We start from the raw sequence: 15,023 nt of genomic DNA, 5'->3' as shown, positions 1-15,023 counted from the left end.
TCAGAAGATTAAAAGTTAATGTTTAGACCGGCAGTGAATACTTTTTGTTGAAAGTAATACCTCGCACGTTTACTCGCACTGCTTACACCAATTTCTGGATCTAAGTATTTCTCAGAAGAAAAGGTTAGTAAATTTTGTCCGGAAACAAATAACCGTAGATTCTCAATTTGTATTTTCTTAAGAATGGAGTTTGGTATTTTGTAACCTAATTCTATATTTTTCAATCTTAAATAATGACCATTTCTAATCCACCAAGAAGATACTTGTGTACTGTTGGGAGTTGGTGCAGGCATAATCACGGGATATTTTGCATCTCTATTATCTTCTGTCCAATAATCTAATTGTTCCTCGAAAATTTTTGCGCCATTAAAATATGGATTTGAAGCTTCATTAGTCAATTGAAAGCTTGACTGGGCAGCACCTTGCCACAACATATTTAAATTGAAATTTTTCCATTCAAATTGTCCTGTTAAACCAAAGATTAATTGTGGGAAGGCTGGTGCACCTATTACTACTTGATCTTCATTGTTAATTACATTATCTCCATTGATGTCTTCATATTTAATATCTCCCGGCTTAACTGTACCAAACTGCTTTGCCCATCCATCAATTTCTTCTTGTGATTGAAATAATCCTAGTGCCCTTAAACCAAATTGTGTGTCAAGTGGTCTTCCGGTTTTACGTCTATTTTCATTATTATAGGTCTCTGCACCTTCCATTATTTCAATTAATTTATTCTTCGCATAGGATACTGTTACTCCCCAATCCATCAAAAACCCGTTTTCAAAAAGATGTCTTGAATTTAAGGCTAAATCAAAACCCTGATTATTCATCTTACCACCATTTATTTGCGATAAACCAATTCCATATTCAGCAGGTACCTTCGCACTTGGTTGTACCAACATGTCAGATCGTTTTTCCTTGAAATAATCGAAATTTATCCCCAATTTTCCACCCCATAAAGTAGCATCAAAACCTAAGTCTAATTTTTGAGATGTTTCCCATGTGATATATGGATTAGGCTCACTACGTTCAAATACGCCTTGATACTGTATGCCTCCAAAAATATAACTTGGAGAAAGACCGTATGAACTTAAGTATTGAAATGGCCCACCGGCCAAATTCCCAGATTTACCTACCGACCCACGTAATTTTAAATGATCTATCCAATTAATGTTATCTTTTATAAATGACTCCTCCGATATCACCCAACCTGCTGAAACAGCAGGGAAGAATGCAAATCTTTTTCCTGGAGCAAAATAATAGTGTCCATCATAACGACCTGAAAATTCAAAAAGATATTTTTCCTTATAGTTGTAGGAAGCCCTATATACAATACCTGTTTGAATAGAAGAGCTTGATTTACCTCCATTGCTTAAATCATTTTTTGCAGCAGAACCCATATCTAATTCATCCAAGTTCACCTGATAATTTATTCGCTCTGCGTTTAATTGGTTAGAATTTCCTCTGCGTTGCTCAATAACAGTCAATAAGGAAACTCCATGATTACCAAATGTTCGTTGATAAGTTAAATATCCTTGTAGTGTGGTATTAATACGTTCCTGGAATCCTTGATTTAACCTTGGAGCTGTAACACCAGCCTTAATTTCATCGTATTCTTCTTTACTATTTAACGTATAATAAACATAAGGTATTTGCCAATTTTTATTTGTTGAATATGATTTGTCATAAGCGAATACTCCTTTGATGGATAGACCCTCTAAAAAAGGTAGTTTCTGTTCAATGGATAAATGAGAGAAAAACATATTTTCATGACGTCTATTATACCCACTTTCGTAAATTGAAGGCAACATAGTGTTTCCTGGTTTTCCATTTGTATAATGTAGAGGATTTACCAGCAATGGAGGAAGTTTTGTTACTTGGGTATAAATACCAGTACCATCAATGGAACCAGGGTTCTTCGTAACCTCAAGGCTAGCTCTTAGGTCTAGGGATACTAATGTAGTGGGAGTTGCATTGACATCAACATTACTTGCTAAATTATATTTTCTATAATTGATTACATCAACAGATCCTTGTTGATAAAGATGGCCTAAAGAACTAAAGAATCTTACTTTTTCAGAGCCCCCTGTAAACAGTAGATTTTGATTCGTGATAGGTGCATTAAAATCTATTACATCGTGAAACCAATCGATGTCTGGATAATGGTCAAGATCACTTCTATCCTTATATTTTTGCAATTGTTCTTCTGTATATTGTGGTTGTAGTCCAGCATTTTTGCGAGCAACATTAAGGTGATAGGCATAGTCGTATGCATTTAAATAATTTGGATATTGTGTAGGACGTTGAAATCCAACCCAAGTATTAAATCCTAAATCTACCCGACCGGCCTTACCCCGTTTAGTTGTAATCAATATAACACCATTAGCTCCAGCTAAACCATAAGGAGCAATAGCTGCAGCATCTTTTAATACAGATATATTCTCAATCTCATTTGGGTTTATTTGTGAAAAATCTCTTGGAATTCCATCTACAATGGTTAGTGCTTGGTTATTTCCTCCGATTGTACCAATACCTCTTACTCTAATGTTTGCCGCGTCAGCTCCTGGTTCGCCGCTTCCTTGAAAAGATAATAATCCAGGAACTCTACCTGCTAAACTATTATTAATATTCGCCACTGGAACATCAACAATATCTTTGGAACTTAAAGTAGAAACTGCAGCTGTTAATTGGCTTTTTTTCTGCGTTCCATATCCAACGACCACCACTTCATCAAGATTTCCAATTTTAGATTTTAGTCGAACTAAAATTGTGTTTCTGTTAGAAGATGTGGGTACGAAATTGCCAATCGAATCGGCAAGATAACTTACATGGTGTGTCAAAATACTGTATCTCTCACCAATTATTATCGGGCGTAAGGTGAATATTCCTTCATTATTTGATGAGAAACTTTGTCTATTGTTAGTACGATGGTGTATTAATTCAATAGTTGCTTCTGAAATAGGTTTTCCATCAGCATCTACGACTTTTCCAACAACTTCGATGTTTGATTGACCATAAATCAGGGTACAAGACATGAAGCACATTGCTAGAAAGACCAATCTAGTGATGAGTTGTTTCATAATTAAAATTCAAGAAAGTTTTAAATTCAGTTAATAAGTTCTTTGATGTATCTATAAAATATTAGTTTGTTTACTTCGCTTTTATATAAATCATATTTTGATCAATTGAGAATGAACAGCCATTTAGTTGACAGAAGCTACTTAAGAAACTGGAGATGTTTTCCTCTTTCTTTACACTGCCTGTAAAATTGCCCATCACAATCTGCTTATCTTCTATTTTTATAGAGAAGCCATAAATACTTCTTAAGACTTCAGTTAATTGTATGTTTGGTACTTGATGTAGGTTAATTTGTGTTGATTCCCATTCAACTTGTCCATTTTTAACAATAGCACTTATCTCCTTTTTAAGGGATGCTGTCCATAATTTGGTCTTGATAGGGGAGGCTGTCGAATCTATTATATTATATGAATCTGTATTAAGGTTAATTCTAACTTTTCCATTGTTCTTTAGAATAATCGGAATCCCTGATTTGAATGTGTTCGGTGTTACAGCTATGCTCCCATGTAATAAAGAAATTAATATTGTGCTGTTTTTTTCCTCTTTAATAGTGAATTTGGTTCCTAATGCTGTTGTTTTTGTTTTCTGATAAATAACAGAGAATGGGTTTTTCTTATTCTTTTTGACTTCATAAGTAATTTCACCCTCCAATTGATTTATTTCACGGTTTGCCAAGTAGTTAGAACCGATAATTAGTTTACTCTGGGGGCTTAGTAGTACGATAGAACTATCAGGTAAATATTCTTTCAGTATATTCTTTCCGTAATTGGAAATAATTAGTTGATTTTGATCTAATTTAGTTGATTTGAAAAGAGGAGATAACCAAAGGAACCCGAATACAATTCCAATTAAAGATGCAGCGACACTAATGAATTTTATAATTTTTATATATTTTCTTTTTGGTTGTATATGGGCATACAATTGCTGAAGGTGAGCATTATTAAATTGAAATAAATCTTTTTCAGATAAATCCTCAAATATTTTGATTTGATCAAGTTTTTCTGGATTAGCTTCATAATAAGCCATGAGGAATTCGCATTCTTCTGCTGAACACTTATTATTAAACAGCTTATTTAATTTATCCAGATCCACAACTTTTTGTTTTTATTATATGTACGTTTCAAAAACAAAAACTACTCACTCGAAGGAAAAAAATTATTGAATAAAATGGATAATGGTTATTAAGGCTAATATCTTCCTCAATTGATTGAGTGCTCTGTGTTTGTGATTTTCTACTGTTCTAACAGAAATTTGAAGTTTCTCTGCAATTTCTTTATGAGTCAATCCTTCAAAATAGGCTAAGGAAAAGACTTCTTTGCGCATAGGTGATAAATGATTTATCTGGTTTTTTAACAAATCCATCATGTCAGAGTTTACCTCTTCTTTAGGAACCTCAATTTTACTTAATTCCTCCAAAAGCTGTCTTTGTCTAGCTTCCATTCGAAACCAATCTATGAGAACTAATTTTCCCTTTCTAAAAAGTTGGGTCCTTAATTCAATCGTAAAATCAATAGATTCACGGTATTTCCAAAATTTTATAAAAGTAGCTTGAGTAAGTTCTTGAGCTGTATCATAGTCTTTTACCCGATTAAAGAATCCGCTGAATAGCTGATCATAATGCTCGAAAAATAATTCTTTAAATGAAGTTTCATCGAAAACATTCATGGTTTTAGGATTTGATCAATTAAAATTAAACAATTCAATATACAATCAAGACATTGCGCAAAAAATTAACAATTAACTAAATTAATGTTAACACAGCCTTGTTTGTTTAAACATTTATTTTTGTATAGTTATAAGGAAATGAATTAATTTATCTATTGTAGAACTTTTAATTTTAAATTTTATTGGAATATGTATTTGAATATCTCAAATCTATATCCTTTCCCCCAAAAAAAATCTCCTCCACATTACCAGAAGTGAAGGAGCTATTGTTGAATTGATTAATAGAGTACCCAAATCTAGTACTTATCTATTACCCCAATATTAACCGTTTATTAAACATCCGTTAATCTTATGATTCAAATCATATTTTGAGGAAAATATTACACCCAAATTTGTCTTAGGTTTTAATTACTATCTATTTAGAAGCTCCAAATCCAATTATTTGAGCTAATAAATTAGAAACAAGGTAATTGTTTTTCATTAATTACGTTATTAAATTACGCTGCATAACTAAATTATAAACGCTATATGGGACTATTTGATTTTTTTAAAAAAGACGAGGAAAACCAAAAACCAAAACTGAATCATGAGGATTCAAATGTGCTCTTATCAATGCCTATCTTTACCAAGGGCAATAGGTACCAACTAGAAAATTTAGTGTCAGGCCTTCGAAGCGATTGGGGATTAACTATCTCGAAGATAGATGGCAATGATGATTCAGCAGTATTGACAATTGAGGGAGAAATGGTGGCAATCGCATTTATGTCTTTTCCAATTCCTACTGAAGAGATTGAAAATACAGCTTATTATGCTTACAATTGGCCGAATGCGCTTTCAGAAGTGCAAAAAATCGATGGTCATGCTATCGTTTCTGTGATGAGTAGTAACAATAGCACCCTAAATCGTTTCATACTGCAAACCAAGATCCTTATGAGCATCTTGAACCATGGAAATGCATTTGGCATTTATCAAGGAAGTCAAACACTATTATTTCCCAAAGATCAATATATCGCTTTTGAGTCCCATATCAAGGAAGGAAATACGCCAGTTCCTTTATGGGTTTATTTTGGAGTGCAATCTACTGAAGAGGGGAATAGTATGTATACCTATGGACTTAAGGAATTTAACAAGATGGAAATGGAGGTTTTACATGCTTCAGATTCATTGGAGAATATACATACCTTTTTACTGAACATTTGTTCTTATATCATTAATAACGACGTTTCTTTCCAAGATGGGGAAACTTTGGGCTATACCCACGATCAACATGTATTGATTAGTAAATCCAAAGGACATTTTCTAGATGGAGAAACCTTAAAACTGGCTATATAATTAATTTTTGCCGCTGTAGTTATGATTCAAAATAAAGAAGCGATTCCTTGTCCCAATTGTAATCGTATTAAGTTTTTTGAGGGGCTGTGTTACTATTGTAAACAAAGGGAATTTCGATTAACTATTGAAAGTCTAAATGAAGAAGAATTGCAACTTATGCAGGAAGATATCCTTCAAAATTTAGACGAAATGGATAAATGGGGAGAGGTTTTTAAGAATTTCAATTCCTTAGTGGCTTATCGGGATATCAATACCTTAGAAATTGCTCGTGCTGCTTTTGAGAAAAATATCTTTTACCCTCCCGCAATTTATAAAGATAGTGATGCAGAACTGCAGGAGAAACTTATAGCATCATTATTAGATCCCGATTCAAAATATCCAAGTCGTATTTTAAGTTGTCTTTCGCAGGTACCTTCAGAACGTGTATTGGATGTATTTTATGAATTGGAGCTACATCCACTTCCTTGGCGTAAGAACCTGTATGTCGGTCCTGCTCGATATGCCGAACAGGGTGGTTGGACCTTTGATCAGGAAAAGAATAGAATCCAATTGATTTACCCAACATGTTATGTGTTTATAGAAGATGAGTCTGCAAATCAAAGTACAAAACTAGGACAGCTCTTGGAGGAAAATTGTCCCAATTGCCAATGTAATTTAATGAATTTGATGACGATTGATGGAACAGATCCTCGTTTGGCATTCTTAAATCTTCCGGGTATAATTTCTATTCCAACTTGTCCAAACTGCTGTTCTTTAAGTGATAAGACCCTCATTCGCTATCAGTTAAATGGTGAAAGTAGCATGGAGCTAATTGAACCTTATGGCGATGAGAATTACCTGACAGAGGAACAATTAAAAGAATTAGCAGATCACCAATATGTCCTTTCCCCAACGGCTAAACCGACCTATTACCCTTGTGGTGAAGAAGAGATGGCTCATATAGGTGGACATTCTTATTGGATTCAAGATTTTCAATACGACGAATGCCCAGATTGCCAACAGAAGATGAAGCTTTTAGGTTCTGTACCATTGTCTACTATTTTAGATGGGTTAGAAGGGACCGAATACATCGAGATTTGTACAGATTGCCAGGTTATCAGTGTCTTACATCAGCAGACCTAACCTTAGGTTTATAAAGCTTCCATATTTTGCCTTGATGCCTCTTTTCAATTACGTATTTTAGCGGAATGAAAAAGGAAATTACCATTGATGGTACTAAAATCTTCGATAAAACTTCGCTATATGCCGAGATAAATGCCAAATTTATGCAAGATGAATCTTGGCAATTAGGCGAAAGTCTAGATGCTTTTGATGATCTGCTATACGGAGGATTTGGTGCTTTACAAGAGAATGAAGCTGTTGACCTTATATGGAGAAACTTTGAGGAGAACAAGGCGGCCTTAGGATATGATTTTACCTTGGGTTTTTATGCAGAGAAATTAGAAGATCCTGAACATTTTGATGCTGCTGGAATACAAAAGAAAATTGAGCTATTAATGGCAGGAGAGGGGCAAACCTATTTTGAAATCATTGAAGAGATTATTTCAGAGCACGCTAATATAAACTTGATCAAACAATAATTCTCAGTTTTACTGTTTGATCAAGTTAGCTTATTAAGGGATGTCGAAATAACCGATACCTCCAGAAGAATTAGCCAGCAAAACACGTTTTCCTTTTTTGCTAAGGCTTATTACATTATAGCTAGCTGTAGAAATTGTTTTCCATGTATTTCCGGCATCAATTGATATATCTGTTCCAGAAGTTCCAGTTGCTACCAACATGGTTGGACTAATGTATTTTACACAAGAACGGTAACCACCAACCGGAACCTCAGGTTTCACCCAAGATAGTCCGCCATTTTTGGTTAAGAGTATATTATTGCTGTTGTTCTTATCATCCATATAATTTCCACCAACCACTACACCTTCCCGTTGGTTTAAAAAATCAATGGAAAAGATCCCTGTACCAGCTTGTCCAGTCCAGATAGGTACATCTACAACGTCCAATTTTGATTCTTTTTTATTGCGTTTCATTAAACTCGAAACACGTCCTCCTGTTCCTATGTACAGCCAATCCCCAATTATTTGAATAGAGCTTCCACTTGCCGCAAAAGCAGCTTCACCTTCGTCTGCCAATAGTATGATCTCTTCACTCACATCTTGCCAGGAATTTCCCTTATTTGTACTCTTTAGCAATTGAAATTTACCATCCATTGGGTCACCAAGGATATAACCCTGTTTACCAGAAAAATCAACAGCATCTAAAAAGATATCTGCATCATCATTTCGATAAACTTCTGTCCAGGTTTTCCCAGCATCTTTGGTTTTAATAATCACTGCTGGACTTCCTGCAGATACGGCTAATGCCTCCTTTGCACTGAAGGCTACGATATCTCGAAAATCAAATTTTTCATATCCTTTCGGCTGAAACCATTCCCAAGTATCCCCAGAGTTTTTGGACAACCCAATCCAACCAGAACTACCTGAAACCCATACTACACGATCCTTATAAGAATCCATGCCTCGGAAACTACTTTTAGGACCTTTTGCCAAGTCCTTAATTTCTTGAGCTTGAATAAAGTAGCCTGCAAGTAGGAAACATATGATGACGCTTATTTTCTTCATGTTATTGTTTTAAGACAGCTCAGCCATCAACTTGTCAAAAGCTGCTTGTAAAGTGCTTAACTGTGTTTCTAATTGTTGAACTCGTTCTTCCAATTGGGCGTATTTACCAATTGGAGCTTCATTTTCTGAAGCGCCTTGCTCTTCGTAAGCTTCTTCATCAAAAGGACTAAATAAATGAACAAATCGTGCCTCTTTTTGACCTGGACGTTTAGCTAACTGTCTCACATAGGCAGGCTCGTCTCCACTCAATTTTTGAAGCAATTCCTGCACCTCATCCAAGGTTTCAAACTCATATAGCCTTCCTGAATTACTGTTTATCTCACCTGCTGTTAATGGACCCCGCAAAAACAATAAACACATCGCCGCTAACTCCTGCGGTAGTAATGGGAATTGAATAGCCAAATTATGCTTATACTTCGTCACTCGACTACCTCCACCAACAACAGTCGAAACCAATCCTTTCTTCCGTAGACTATCCAAGGTGTTTATTATCGTGGACTCATCGTAATTCACAACCGGTTTTCTTGAGCTTTTCTGATTACAGGCTGTCTGCAAACTATTTAAAGTCATGGGATAATATTCAGGGGTGGTTTTAGATTTCTCTAACAGAGAACCTAATACTCGAATTTCTTCTGCGGATAATGTGGGTAAGGTTTTGTTTTCTTCCATTCTGTTTGATTACTAATTTATTCGTTACGCTAAATATACAGTTTTTAAGATTATTACAGTTCAAAATGACAGAATATGACCCAAACTGACTGTTTATGAAAGCATAATCTACCTTGGAAAAACACAGGAATAAATGTAGATTGCCTACAAATTCAACCTTTAACCAAATCTACCATGCAAAAATTAACCCCTTTATTGCTAGGCCTTGGTCTGCTTTGCTTGAACTCCTGTGCAGTAAACCAAAAAATGAAAGATAAACCCTACATTCTTCTCCAAAAGGAAAACCGAGAACAAAAAACTTGGAAACTCGTCTGGGAGGATGATTTTAATGGGCAAACATTAGACACTAACAAGTGGAGTAGGGTACCTGTTGGTCCTTCCGATTGGAACCGACATATGAGTACAATCGATGAATGCTTCGAAATGAAAGATGGAAAAATTCACCTCTTGGGCATTAATAATCCGGATAAGAACCACGATCCACGTCCGTTCATTACAGGTGGTATTTGGTCCAAACTTAAATTTGCCTTTCAATATGGACGTGTAGAAATTCGTGCTAAACTAGGATCGGCTCAAGGTGCTTGGCCGGCCATGTGGATGCTCTCCGAATTCGATAAATATGGTAAATGGCCGAAAAGTGGCGAAATAGATATCATGGAACACCTCAACTTTGATAAGATCATTTACCAAACCACACATTCGGACTACACTGTCAATAAAGGTCAGAAAACAAACCCACCACATGGTGGTACGGCTAATTTTAATCCAGATGAATACCATGTCTTTGCCGTAAGTTGGTATCCTGACAAACTTGTGTTTCAATTAGATGGAAAAACCACTTTTACATACCCTAAAATGAAGGATGCAGATTCATCACAATGGCCATATGATCAACCCTTTTTTCTCATTATAGATCAACAATTAGGAGGTAAATGGGTAGGAGAGGTGAATCAGAAGCAACTTCCTGTAAAAATGGAGTTAGACTGGGTAAGGGTGTACCAATAGATTTATAAATTTTAAACATAGATAAACAAAAATAATTAGAGAATTCGGCATGGAATCAGATAGGTATTTGCTTCGGTATTAACTTGACTTAAGCTTGATATTGCTTCGAGAACCCTACGGGATTGCTAGGGATCTGATAGGGATCTCCTTCGGATCTCGTTCGGTTCCTACCGAACGAGATCCGAAGTAGATCCGAACAAGTTCCGAAGGAGATCCGTTAGAGTCTCGAATCCAACCCAAGTCAAATACAATGAAAACCCGAGTCAAATACAAATAAAACGCCTTAAAAACCCAAAGAAATCAATTATTGTTTTATATCTTCAACAAGATTTAAAACCTTGTATTTATTCATGTAATATTTATATGGATTTATAATAGAATAAATTTACTTATAGCGTATAAATCCAAAAATCTCCTTATCTTTAGGTTAATAATTATTAAAATGAATTGCTTATGAGTGAAAATTCTCCCGGTAAAAAGATCGGGATTAAAGAGATTGCCAAATTAGCTGGGGTATCCATAGCAACCGTAGACCGAGTTTTAAACAATAGAAAGGATGTTTCGGAAAGTACCCGAAAAAAGATTAAAGATTTGATAAAAGAGCATAATTATCAGCCTAATATTTACGCTCGATCTCTTTCTGTTAAAAACAACTTGAGTTTTGCTGTATTAATACCTAAGACCTCCCAACAAACGGGCTATTGGGATCTTTGTCTCCAGGGAATTAATAAAGGAATTCAAGAATACAGCAATTTTGGTATTAATATCCAAGTTTTTCTTTATGATCAGGAGGATGTAAATACCTTTGAAAAACTGTATGCAGCTGTTTTATCAGGCAACTTTAATGCGGTAATTATTGCTCCAATTTTCATCAAGGAAACGGAATTATTTGTAGAGGAATGTAAGAAACAGAAAATTGAAACCTTATTTATCAACTCCGATATCAAAGGTTGCTCATCTATGGGATATATCGGTCCAGACTTGACAAGTACGGGCCGTCTTGCAGCTAACCTGACCAGCTATTTGGTAAAGGGAAAATCGACTTTGCTTATTTTAAATATCGCTCGTGGATTACAGAATTACGCTTATTTAAATACGAAAATAGACGGATACAGCAATTATTTAAAAGATAAAAGTGCGGACTACGATATTATTGTTAAGGATATTCCATCCAATAATTATGATGAAATTGAAATGGCATTATTGCGTCTTGAGAATGAAATAGATCCGGATTTAATTTTCGTGACGAATTCTCGTGTATCGGTTGTAGGTAAGTTTTTTGATGAACATACGGAATTGAGTAAACCTGCAATTATTGGATTTGACTTCCTCCATGAGAATGTTAATTACCTTGCTAAGGGTACTATCGACTTCTTAATTTGTCAGCGCCCCGACAAGCAAGGCTATATGGCGCTCAACTACTTATATCGCTATTTCTTATTGAAAGAGGATAAGGAAAACTTCAAACCCATGCCTATCGATATCTTAACGATAGAAAACTATTTGTTCTACGAAAATTAAAAATAATTTTTGAAGACCTTCTCTAGAAAACCAATTTCAAGAGATTAGCACCATAATCTTTTCCAAATAGTTACTTTAATAATTCATAAAGTAGGTATCCATACTAAAATACCCACTTATACATTCCTCTCATTAATCTTCATACTTTATTTGTTAACTTAATAGAAATTAAAATGTTGGTTAATCAGAAATAAAGATATATGCGAATCGTTAAGCTGTGTTGGTCTTTATTTATAGTATTGATTCCATTAGTTAGCCAATCACAAGAGATTAGGCTTGTCAAAGACAGCTTGTTAACGGTTTGGAGATTGGAATCTGGCAAAATCAATACTAGTCCAGAGTATAATAAAAATCTTGTAAATAGCTTATCTAAAGAGATTTTCAAACATGTAGATTCCTTTTTTAAGGGTAAAGATTATCGAATCAATAATTCTATTCAAGTAAATCAAAGACTTTTAGTATTTGAGTTGATAAAAGATTCTGTTAGTTCGGACAGTCTACAAGTTTTAGCCTATAATATTGCTTTTATAGATAAGCTAGGTGAAGTTAAAGGCTTAGATACCCAAAAATTTGTAAAATTAAAGCAAGGTCCATCAAAAATGCCTGTAACTCGTTATTTAGCTAAAGACAAGTACGAAAACTTAATTTTGTTGGAAATTAACAATGGATTGGTTTTAGATGAGGCTGAATATGAAAGGAAAAAGCAATTGTTAGGGCTTGTTTTTAAATGGATGTTGAAGTAGGGGATGAATAATTAAGTAGCTAGTAATCCTAGTCCTTAATATTATTCAATGCTCTTTTTATTTTTTATAAACATCCACTAAAATTTATTCCTTCAATAGCCCTGTTATTTTCTCATCACTAGGTCTAGGAGCATCTTTATTGATTAAAGCTCCATTCTTATCAAATATCATATACCTCGGAATCATGTTTACTTCATGTTCAGTAAGAAAATCATCTGTTTCTATATTGGCAAATAAAAAGCTATTGCTTTCCTTTAATTCTTCAAATTGCATAGCTTCTAGCCAATCTTTTTGAACCTTATCCAGTGATAAATACAAAAAGACAACATTAGGAAATGATTTCTCTAATTTTTTAGAGCTTGGCATTTCTGCACGACAGGGAGCACACCAACTAGCCCAAAAATCTACATATACTTTCTTACCCTTGTATTTAGCCAAAATATCATTTAATGTGAATTTATCGCCTTTTTGATTTATTAAGATATTCTCTCGAGCAGATGCATCTTTAAAAGTTGGTTCAAACCGATCAGCCAATAAACTATAATAAGTCGTATCATTAAATTTACCTTTCAAATCCTTTAAACTCTGATTAGCTCCTGCAGCATCCATATCAGCCAAGGATTCCTTAGCAAAACGATAAAGCACATAATCCTTTGTTTTGCCAGTAAACAGTGTGTTGGCTAAATTTAAAATACTTGGAATAGCAAGGTCTTCTTGAAGATCATTAGCCATAATTCTGTAAACAAAAGAACGATATTTTGATAGGTTTAAGTTCTCATCAATATTAATATGGGATGAGATATCTCTATTACCATTGAAAATTTTCTTGTTTTGTTGTGCATATAATTTGGCATATTCCATTTCCTTTTTAATCCAATTTTCAAACTCTCCTGATACAGCACCCACTTTATAAGAACTATCGATGTAATGATTACTTTGCTTAAAATGGTTTTCTAAAGTAGCCGAATCAGCAATGACTACTTCTTCAAAAATTGGTGTTTTCCTTTTTAAGAGTTCTGTTCCAAAATTAATTTCCAGATTATTAAATGTAGAGTTTGTTACTTCTAAATGAGGATAATCATCTTTCATTGAAATAATAATGCTATCACCACGTTGAATAGGGAATAGGGTTCCAAAAGGAATGTCAAAACGTTCGAAACTACTTTGTCCCGTATAAGAATAAGCAGTAAAATTGGTGTCTGGTCTAATTTCTTGAAGCTCCATTTTAGGATCCGAAATGACCAATTGAAAATTTGTACTATTGATTATGGTAGGATCGTATTTTACATAAATACTATCAACGGAACTTTTTTCTTTATTTACATTTTTGTTGTTGACTTGCTTAGAATTATTAGGATTACAGGAAAAAAGGAAGGCGCCAATTATAATTCCCAAGGCAAAAGTGTATCTCCTCATAATATAGTGATAATTAGATCTTGTGGTTTTAACTTACTCTAATATAAGTAAATAAAATCTAAAATAACCCACCACAGGTCTATCTACTAAATAGTAAATACTATATACTAAAAAAGCTCGACTACTGTCGAGCTTTTTTCTGTACCTAGGGCGGGAATCGAACCCGCACTCCCTTAACGGGAACAGGATTTTAAGTCCTGCGTGTCTACCAGTTCCACCACCTAGGCAACTGAGCGAAAGACGAGATTCGAACTCGCGACCCCAACCTTGGCAAGGTTGTGCTCTACCAACTGAGCTACTTTCGCTTGACGTGGTGCAAATATAGATATTTTCTTATTCGATGCAAAAAAAAAGTGAAAAATAGATGCAATATTTTTTATAAAAATCTCTCCCTATTGGCTAACAAGCTCATTTTTTGAGGTTTCCAAAATCACTAATTTTGTAATTATTCTTCGTCAGAACTACCAAGCTTCCTATAAATCAAGTCTTGCTCGTATCCTTTGCCCATTAAGAAGCGAATTAACTTACCGCGTTCCATATAAGAAAGTTTTGAAATCGGCTTGTTGATCTTCTTTTCAATGATATCTTGCAGTTTCTGTTCGTAATCATCTAAATCAATCTCACGTAAGGCAATTTGAATTAAGGGCTTGGAAACACGTTTTTGTTTTAAGTGTTGAACGATCTTTATTTTTCCCCAACCTTTCATTCGAAATTTTCCTAAAACATAAGCTTTAGCAAACCGCTCTTCGTTCAGGAAATTATTTTCTATTAAGGTGCTGATCGTGCGTTCTACATCCTCCATATGTAATCCCCATTCATAGAGTTTATCCCTAACTTCTTGTTGCGCACGCTCTTGATAGGCACAGTAACTCTCCGCTTTTCGCAATGCAGCTAGTGGTGTGAGTTTCTTTTTATTTGCTGAAGCATCATCCATAATGCAAATCTTCAAAAAATGAGGAACTTTTAA

At 34.6% G+C, this 15,023-nt stretch carries 13 protein-coding genes and 2 tRNA genes; 6 read left to right on the top strand and 9 right to left on the bottom strand.

Going from position 1 to position 15,023, the window contains the following annotated elements; genetic code table 11:
• Window positions 1–8: 8 nt before the first annotated feature.
• From ACP6L2_RS05115 to ACP6L2_RS05105, 3 genes are all read right to left on the bottom strand, one after another.
• Window positions 9–3,083 carry a SusC/RagA family TonB-linked outer membrane protein gene (locus tag ACP6L2_RS05115; protein WP_440508210.1) on the bottom strand — a complete coding sequence of 1,025 codons (3,075 nt, stop codon included), beginning with the start codon at window positions 3,081–3,083 and terminating at the stop codon, window positions 9–11.
• 70 nt (window positions 3,084–3,153) lie between these two features.
• Window positions 3,154–4,173, bottom strand: a complete 1,020-nt coding sequence (locus tag ACP6L2_RS05110) for a FecR family protein (protein ID WP_440508209.1) — start codon at window positions 4,171–4,173, stop codon at window positions 3,154–3,156.
• Window positions 4,174–4,236: 63 nt separating this feature from the next.
• On the bottom strand, window positions 4,237–4,746 hold the full coding sequence (locus ACP6L2_RS05105) for an RNA polymerase sigma factor (protein ID WP_440508208.1): 510 nt from the start codon (window positions 4,744–4,746) through the stop codon (window positions 4,237–4,239).
• A 528-nt stretch (window positions 4,747–5,274) separates the two neighbouring features.
• Between ACP6L2_RS05105 and ACP6L2_RS05100 the strand changes: the two genes are divergently transcribed.
• The 3 genes from ACP6L2_RS05100 to ACP6L2_RS05090 all read left to right on the top strand — a co-directional run bounded on the left by ACP6L2_RS05100 (window position 5,275) and on the right by ACP6L2_RS05090 (window position 7,658).
• On the top strand, window positions 5,275–6,078 hold the full coding sequence (locus ACP6L2_RS05100) for a DUF4261 domain-containing protein (RefSeq protein WP_440508207.1): 804 nt from the start codon (window positions 5,275–5,277) through the stop codon (window positions 6,076–6,078).
• A 21-nt stretch (window positions 6,079–6,099) separates the two neighbouring features.
• Window positions 6,100–7,200 carry a hypothetical protein gene (locus ACP6L2_RS05095; protein WP_440508206.1) on the top strand — a complete coding sequence of 367 codons (1,101 nt, stop codon included), beginning with the start codon at window positions 6,100–6,102 and terminating at the stop codon, window positions 7,198–7,200.
• Window positions 7,201–7,265: 65 nt separating this feature from the next.
• The gene (locus ACP6L2_RS05090; RefSeq protein ID WP_440508205.1) at window positions 7,266–7,658 is read left to right on the top strand and encodes a barstar family protein; all 393 of its coding nucleotides are present in this window, start codon (window positions 7,266–7,268) and stop codon (window positions 7,656–7,658) included.
• Between the two features lie 33 nt (window positions 7,659–7,691).
• Here the strand turns inward: ACP6L2_RS05090 and ACP6L2_RS05085 are convergent, their stop codons facing one another.
• Both ACP6L2_RS05085 and ACP6L2_RS05080 read right to left on the bottom strand, forming a co-directional pair.
• Window positions 7,692–8,702, bottom strand: coding sequence for a WD40/YVTN/BNR-like repeat-containing protein (locus ACP6L2_RS05085; protein ID WP_440508204.1), 1,011 nt, complete (start codon window positions 8,700–8,702; stop codon window positions 7,692–7,694).
• A 9-nt stretch (window positions 8,703–8,711) separates the two neighbouring features.
• On the bottom strand, window positions 8,712–9,371 hold the full coding sequence (locus ACP6L2_RS05080; RefSeq protein WP_440508203.1) for a YceH family protein: 660 nt from the start codon (window positions 9,369–9,371) through the stop codon (window positions 8,712–8,714).
• A gap of 174 nt (window positions 9,372–9,545) precedes the next feature.
• On the opposite strand from ACP6L2_RS05080, the gene ACP6L2_RS05075 reads away from it, so the two are divergent.
• The 3 genes from ACP6L2_RS05075 to ACP6L2_RS05065 all read left to right on the top strand — a co-directional run bounded on the left by ACP6L2_RS05075 (window position 9,546) and on the right by ACP6L2_RS05065 (window position 12,640).
• Window positions 9,546–10,376 (top strand): glycoside hydrolase family 16 protein, encoded by an 831-nt coding sequence (locus ACP6L2_RS05075; protein WP_440508202.1) that lies wholly within the window; start codon window positions 9,546–9,548, stop codon window positions 10,374–10,376.
• Window positions 10,377–10,829: 453 nt separating this feature from the next.
• Window positions 10,830–11,897: a substrate-binding domain-containing protein gene (locus tag ACP6L2_RS05070; RefSeq protein ID WP_440508201.1), complete on the top strand. Its 1,068-nt coding sequence runs from the start codon at window positions 10,830–10,832 to the stop codon at window positions 11,895–11,897.
• A 200-nt stretch (window positions 11,898–12,097) separates the two neighbouring features.
• A complete protein-coding gene (locus tag ACP6L2_RS05065) occupies window positions 12,098–12,640 on the top strand; it encodes a hypothetical protein (RefSeq protein WP_440508200.1) in 543 nt (180 codons plus the stop codon).
• A gap of 84 nt (window positions 12,641–12,724) precedes the next feature.
• On the opposite strand, the gene ACP6L2_RS05060 is transcribed toward ACP6L2_RS05065, so the two are convergent.
• The 4 genes from ACP6L2_RS05060 to ACP6L2_RS05045 form a co-directional block, all read right to left on the bottom strand.
• Complete coding sequence (locus tag ACP6L2_RS05060; RefSeq protein ID WP_440508199.1) at window positions 12,725–14,056, bottom strand: TlpA family protein disulfide reductase; 1,332 nt, start codon at window positions 14,054–14,056, stop codon at window positions 12,725–12,727.
• Between the two features lie 142 nt (window positions 14,057–14,198).
• Window positions 14,199–14,283 (bottom strand) — tRNA-Leu (locus ACP6L2_RS05055).
• A 5-nt stretch (window positions 14,284–14,288) separates the two neighbouring features.
• Window positions 14,289–14,361: transfer RNA gene (locus tag ACP6L2_RS05050), tRNA-Gly, on the bottom strand.
• 140 nt (window positions 14,362–14,501) lie between these two features.
• Entirely contained in the window at window positions 14,502–15,005 is a 504-nt protein-coding gene (locus ACP6L2_RS05045) for a regulatory protein RecX (RefSeq protein WP_440508198.1), read from the bottom strand.
• Window positions 15,006–15,023 lie beyond the last annotated feature (18 nt).

The sequence above is a fragment of the Sphingobacterium lactis genome (genome assembly GCF_051951495.1).
Classification (GTDB): domain Bacteria; phylum Bacteroidota; class Bacteroidia; order Sphingobacteriales; family Sphingobacteriaceae; genus Sphingobacterium; species Sphingobacterium lactis_A.
Note: the sequence above shows the minus strand (reverse complement) of the source record. Positions and strands in the feature narration are given on the sequence as shown.

Coding starts and splice junctions, on each gene's coding strand:
- ACP6L2_RS05060 (WP_440508199.1), bottom strand. CDS start 14,056: ATGAGGAGATACACTTTTGCCTTGGGAATTATAATTGGCGCCTTCCTT.
- ACP6L2_RS05080 (WP_440508203.1), bottom strand. CDS start 9,371: ATGGAAGAAAACAAAACCTTACCCACATTATCCGCAGAAGAAATTCGA.
- ACP6L2_RS05065 (WP_440508200.1), top strand. CDS start 12,098: ATGCGAATCGTTAAGCTGTGTTGGTCTTTATTTATAGTATTGATTCCA.
- ACP6L2_RS05070 (WP_440508201.1), top strand. CDS start 10,830: ATGAGTGAAAATTCTCCCGGTAAAAAGATCGGGATTAAAGAGATTGCC.
- ACP6L2_RS05075 (WP_440508202.1), top strand. CDS start 9,546: ATGCAAAAATTAACCCCTTTATTGCTAGGCCTTGGTCTGCTTTGCTTG.
- ACP6L2_RS05085 (WP_440508204.1), bottom strand. CDS start 8,702: ATGAAGAAAATAAGCGTCATCATATGTTTCCTACTTGCAGGCTACTTT.
- ACP6L2_RS05105 (WP_440508208.1), bottom strand. CDS start 4,746: ATGAATGTTTTCGATGAAACTTCATTTAAAGAATTATTTTTCGAGCAT.
- ACP6L2_RS05095 (WP_440508206.1), top strand. CDS start 6,100: ATGATTCAAAATAAAGAAGCGATTCCTTGTCCCAATTGTAATCGTATT.
- ACP6L2_RS05090 (WP_440508205.1), top strand. CDS start 7,266: ATGAAAAAGGAAATTACCATTGATGGTACTAAAATCTTCGATAAAACT.
- ACP6L2_RS05115 (WP_440508210.1), bottom strand. CDS start 3,083: ATGAAACAACTCATCACTAGATTGGTCTTTCTAGCAATGTGCTTCATG.
- ACP6L2_RS05100 (WP_440508207.1), top strand. CDS start 5,275: ATGGGACTATTTGATTTTTTTAAAAAAGACGAGGAAAACCAAAAACCA.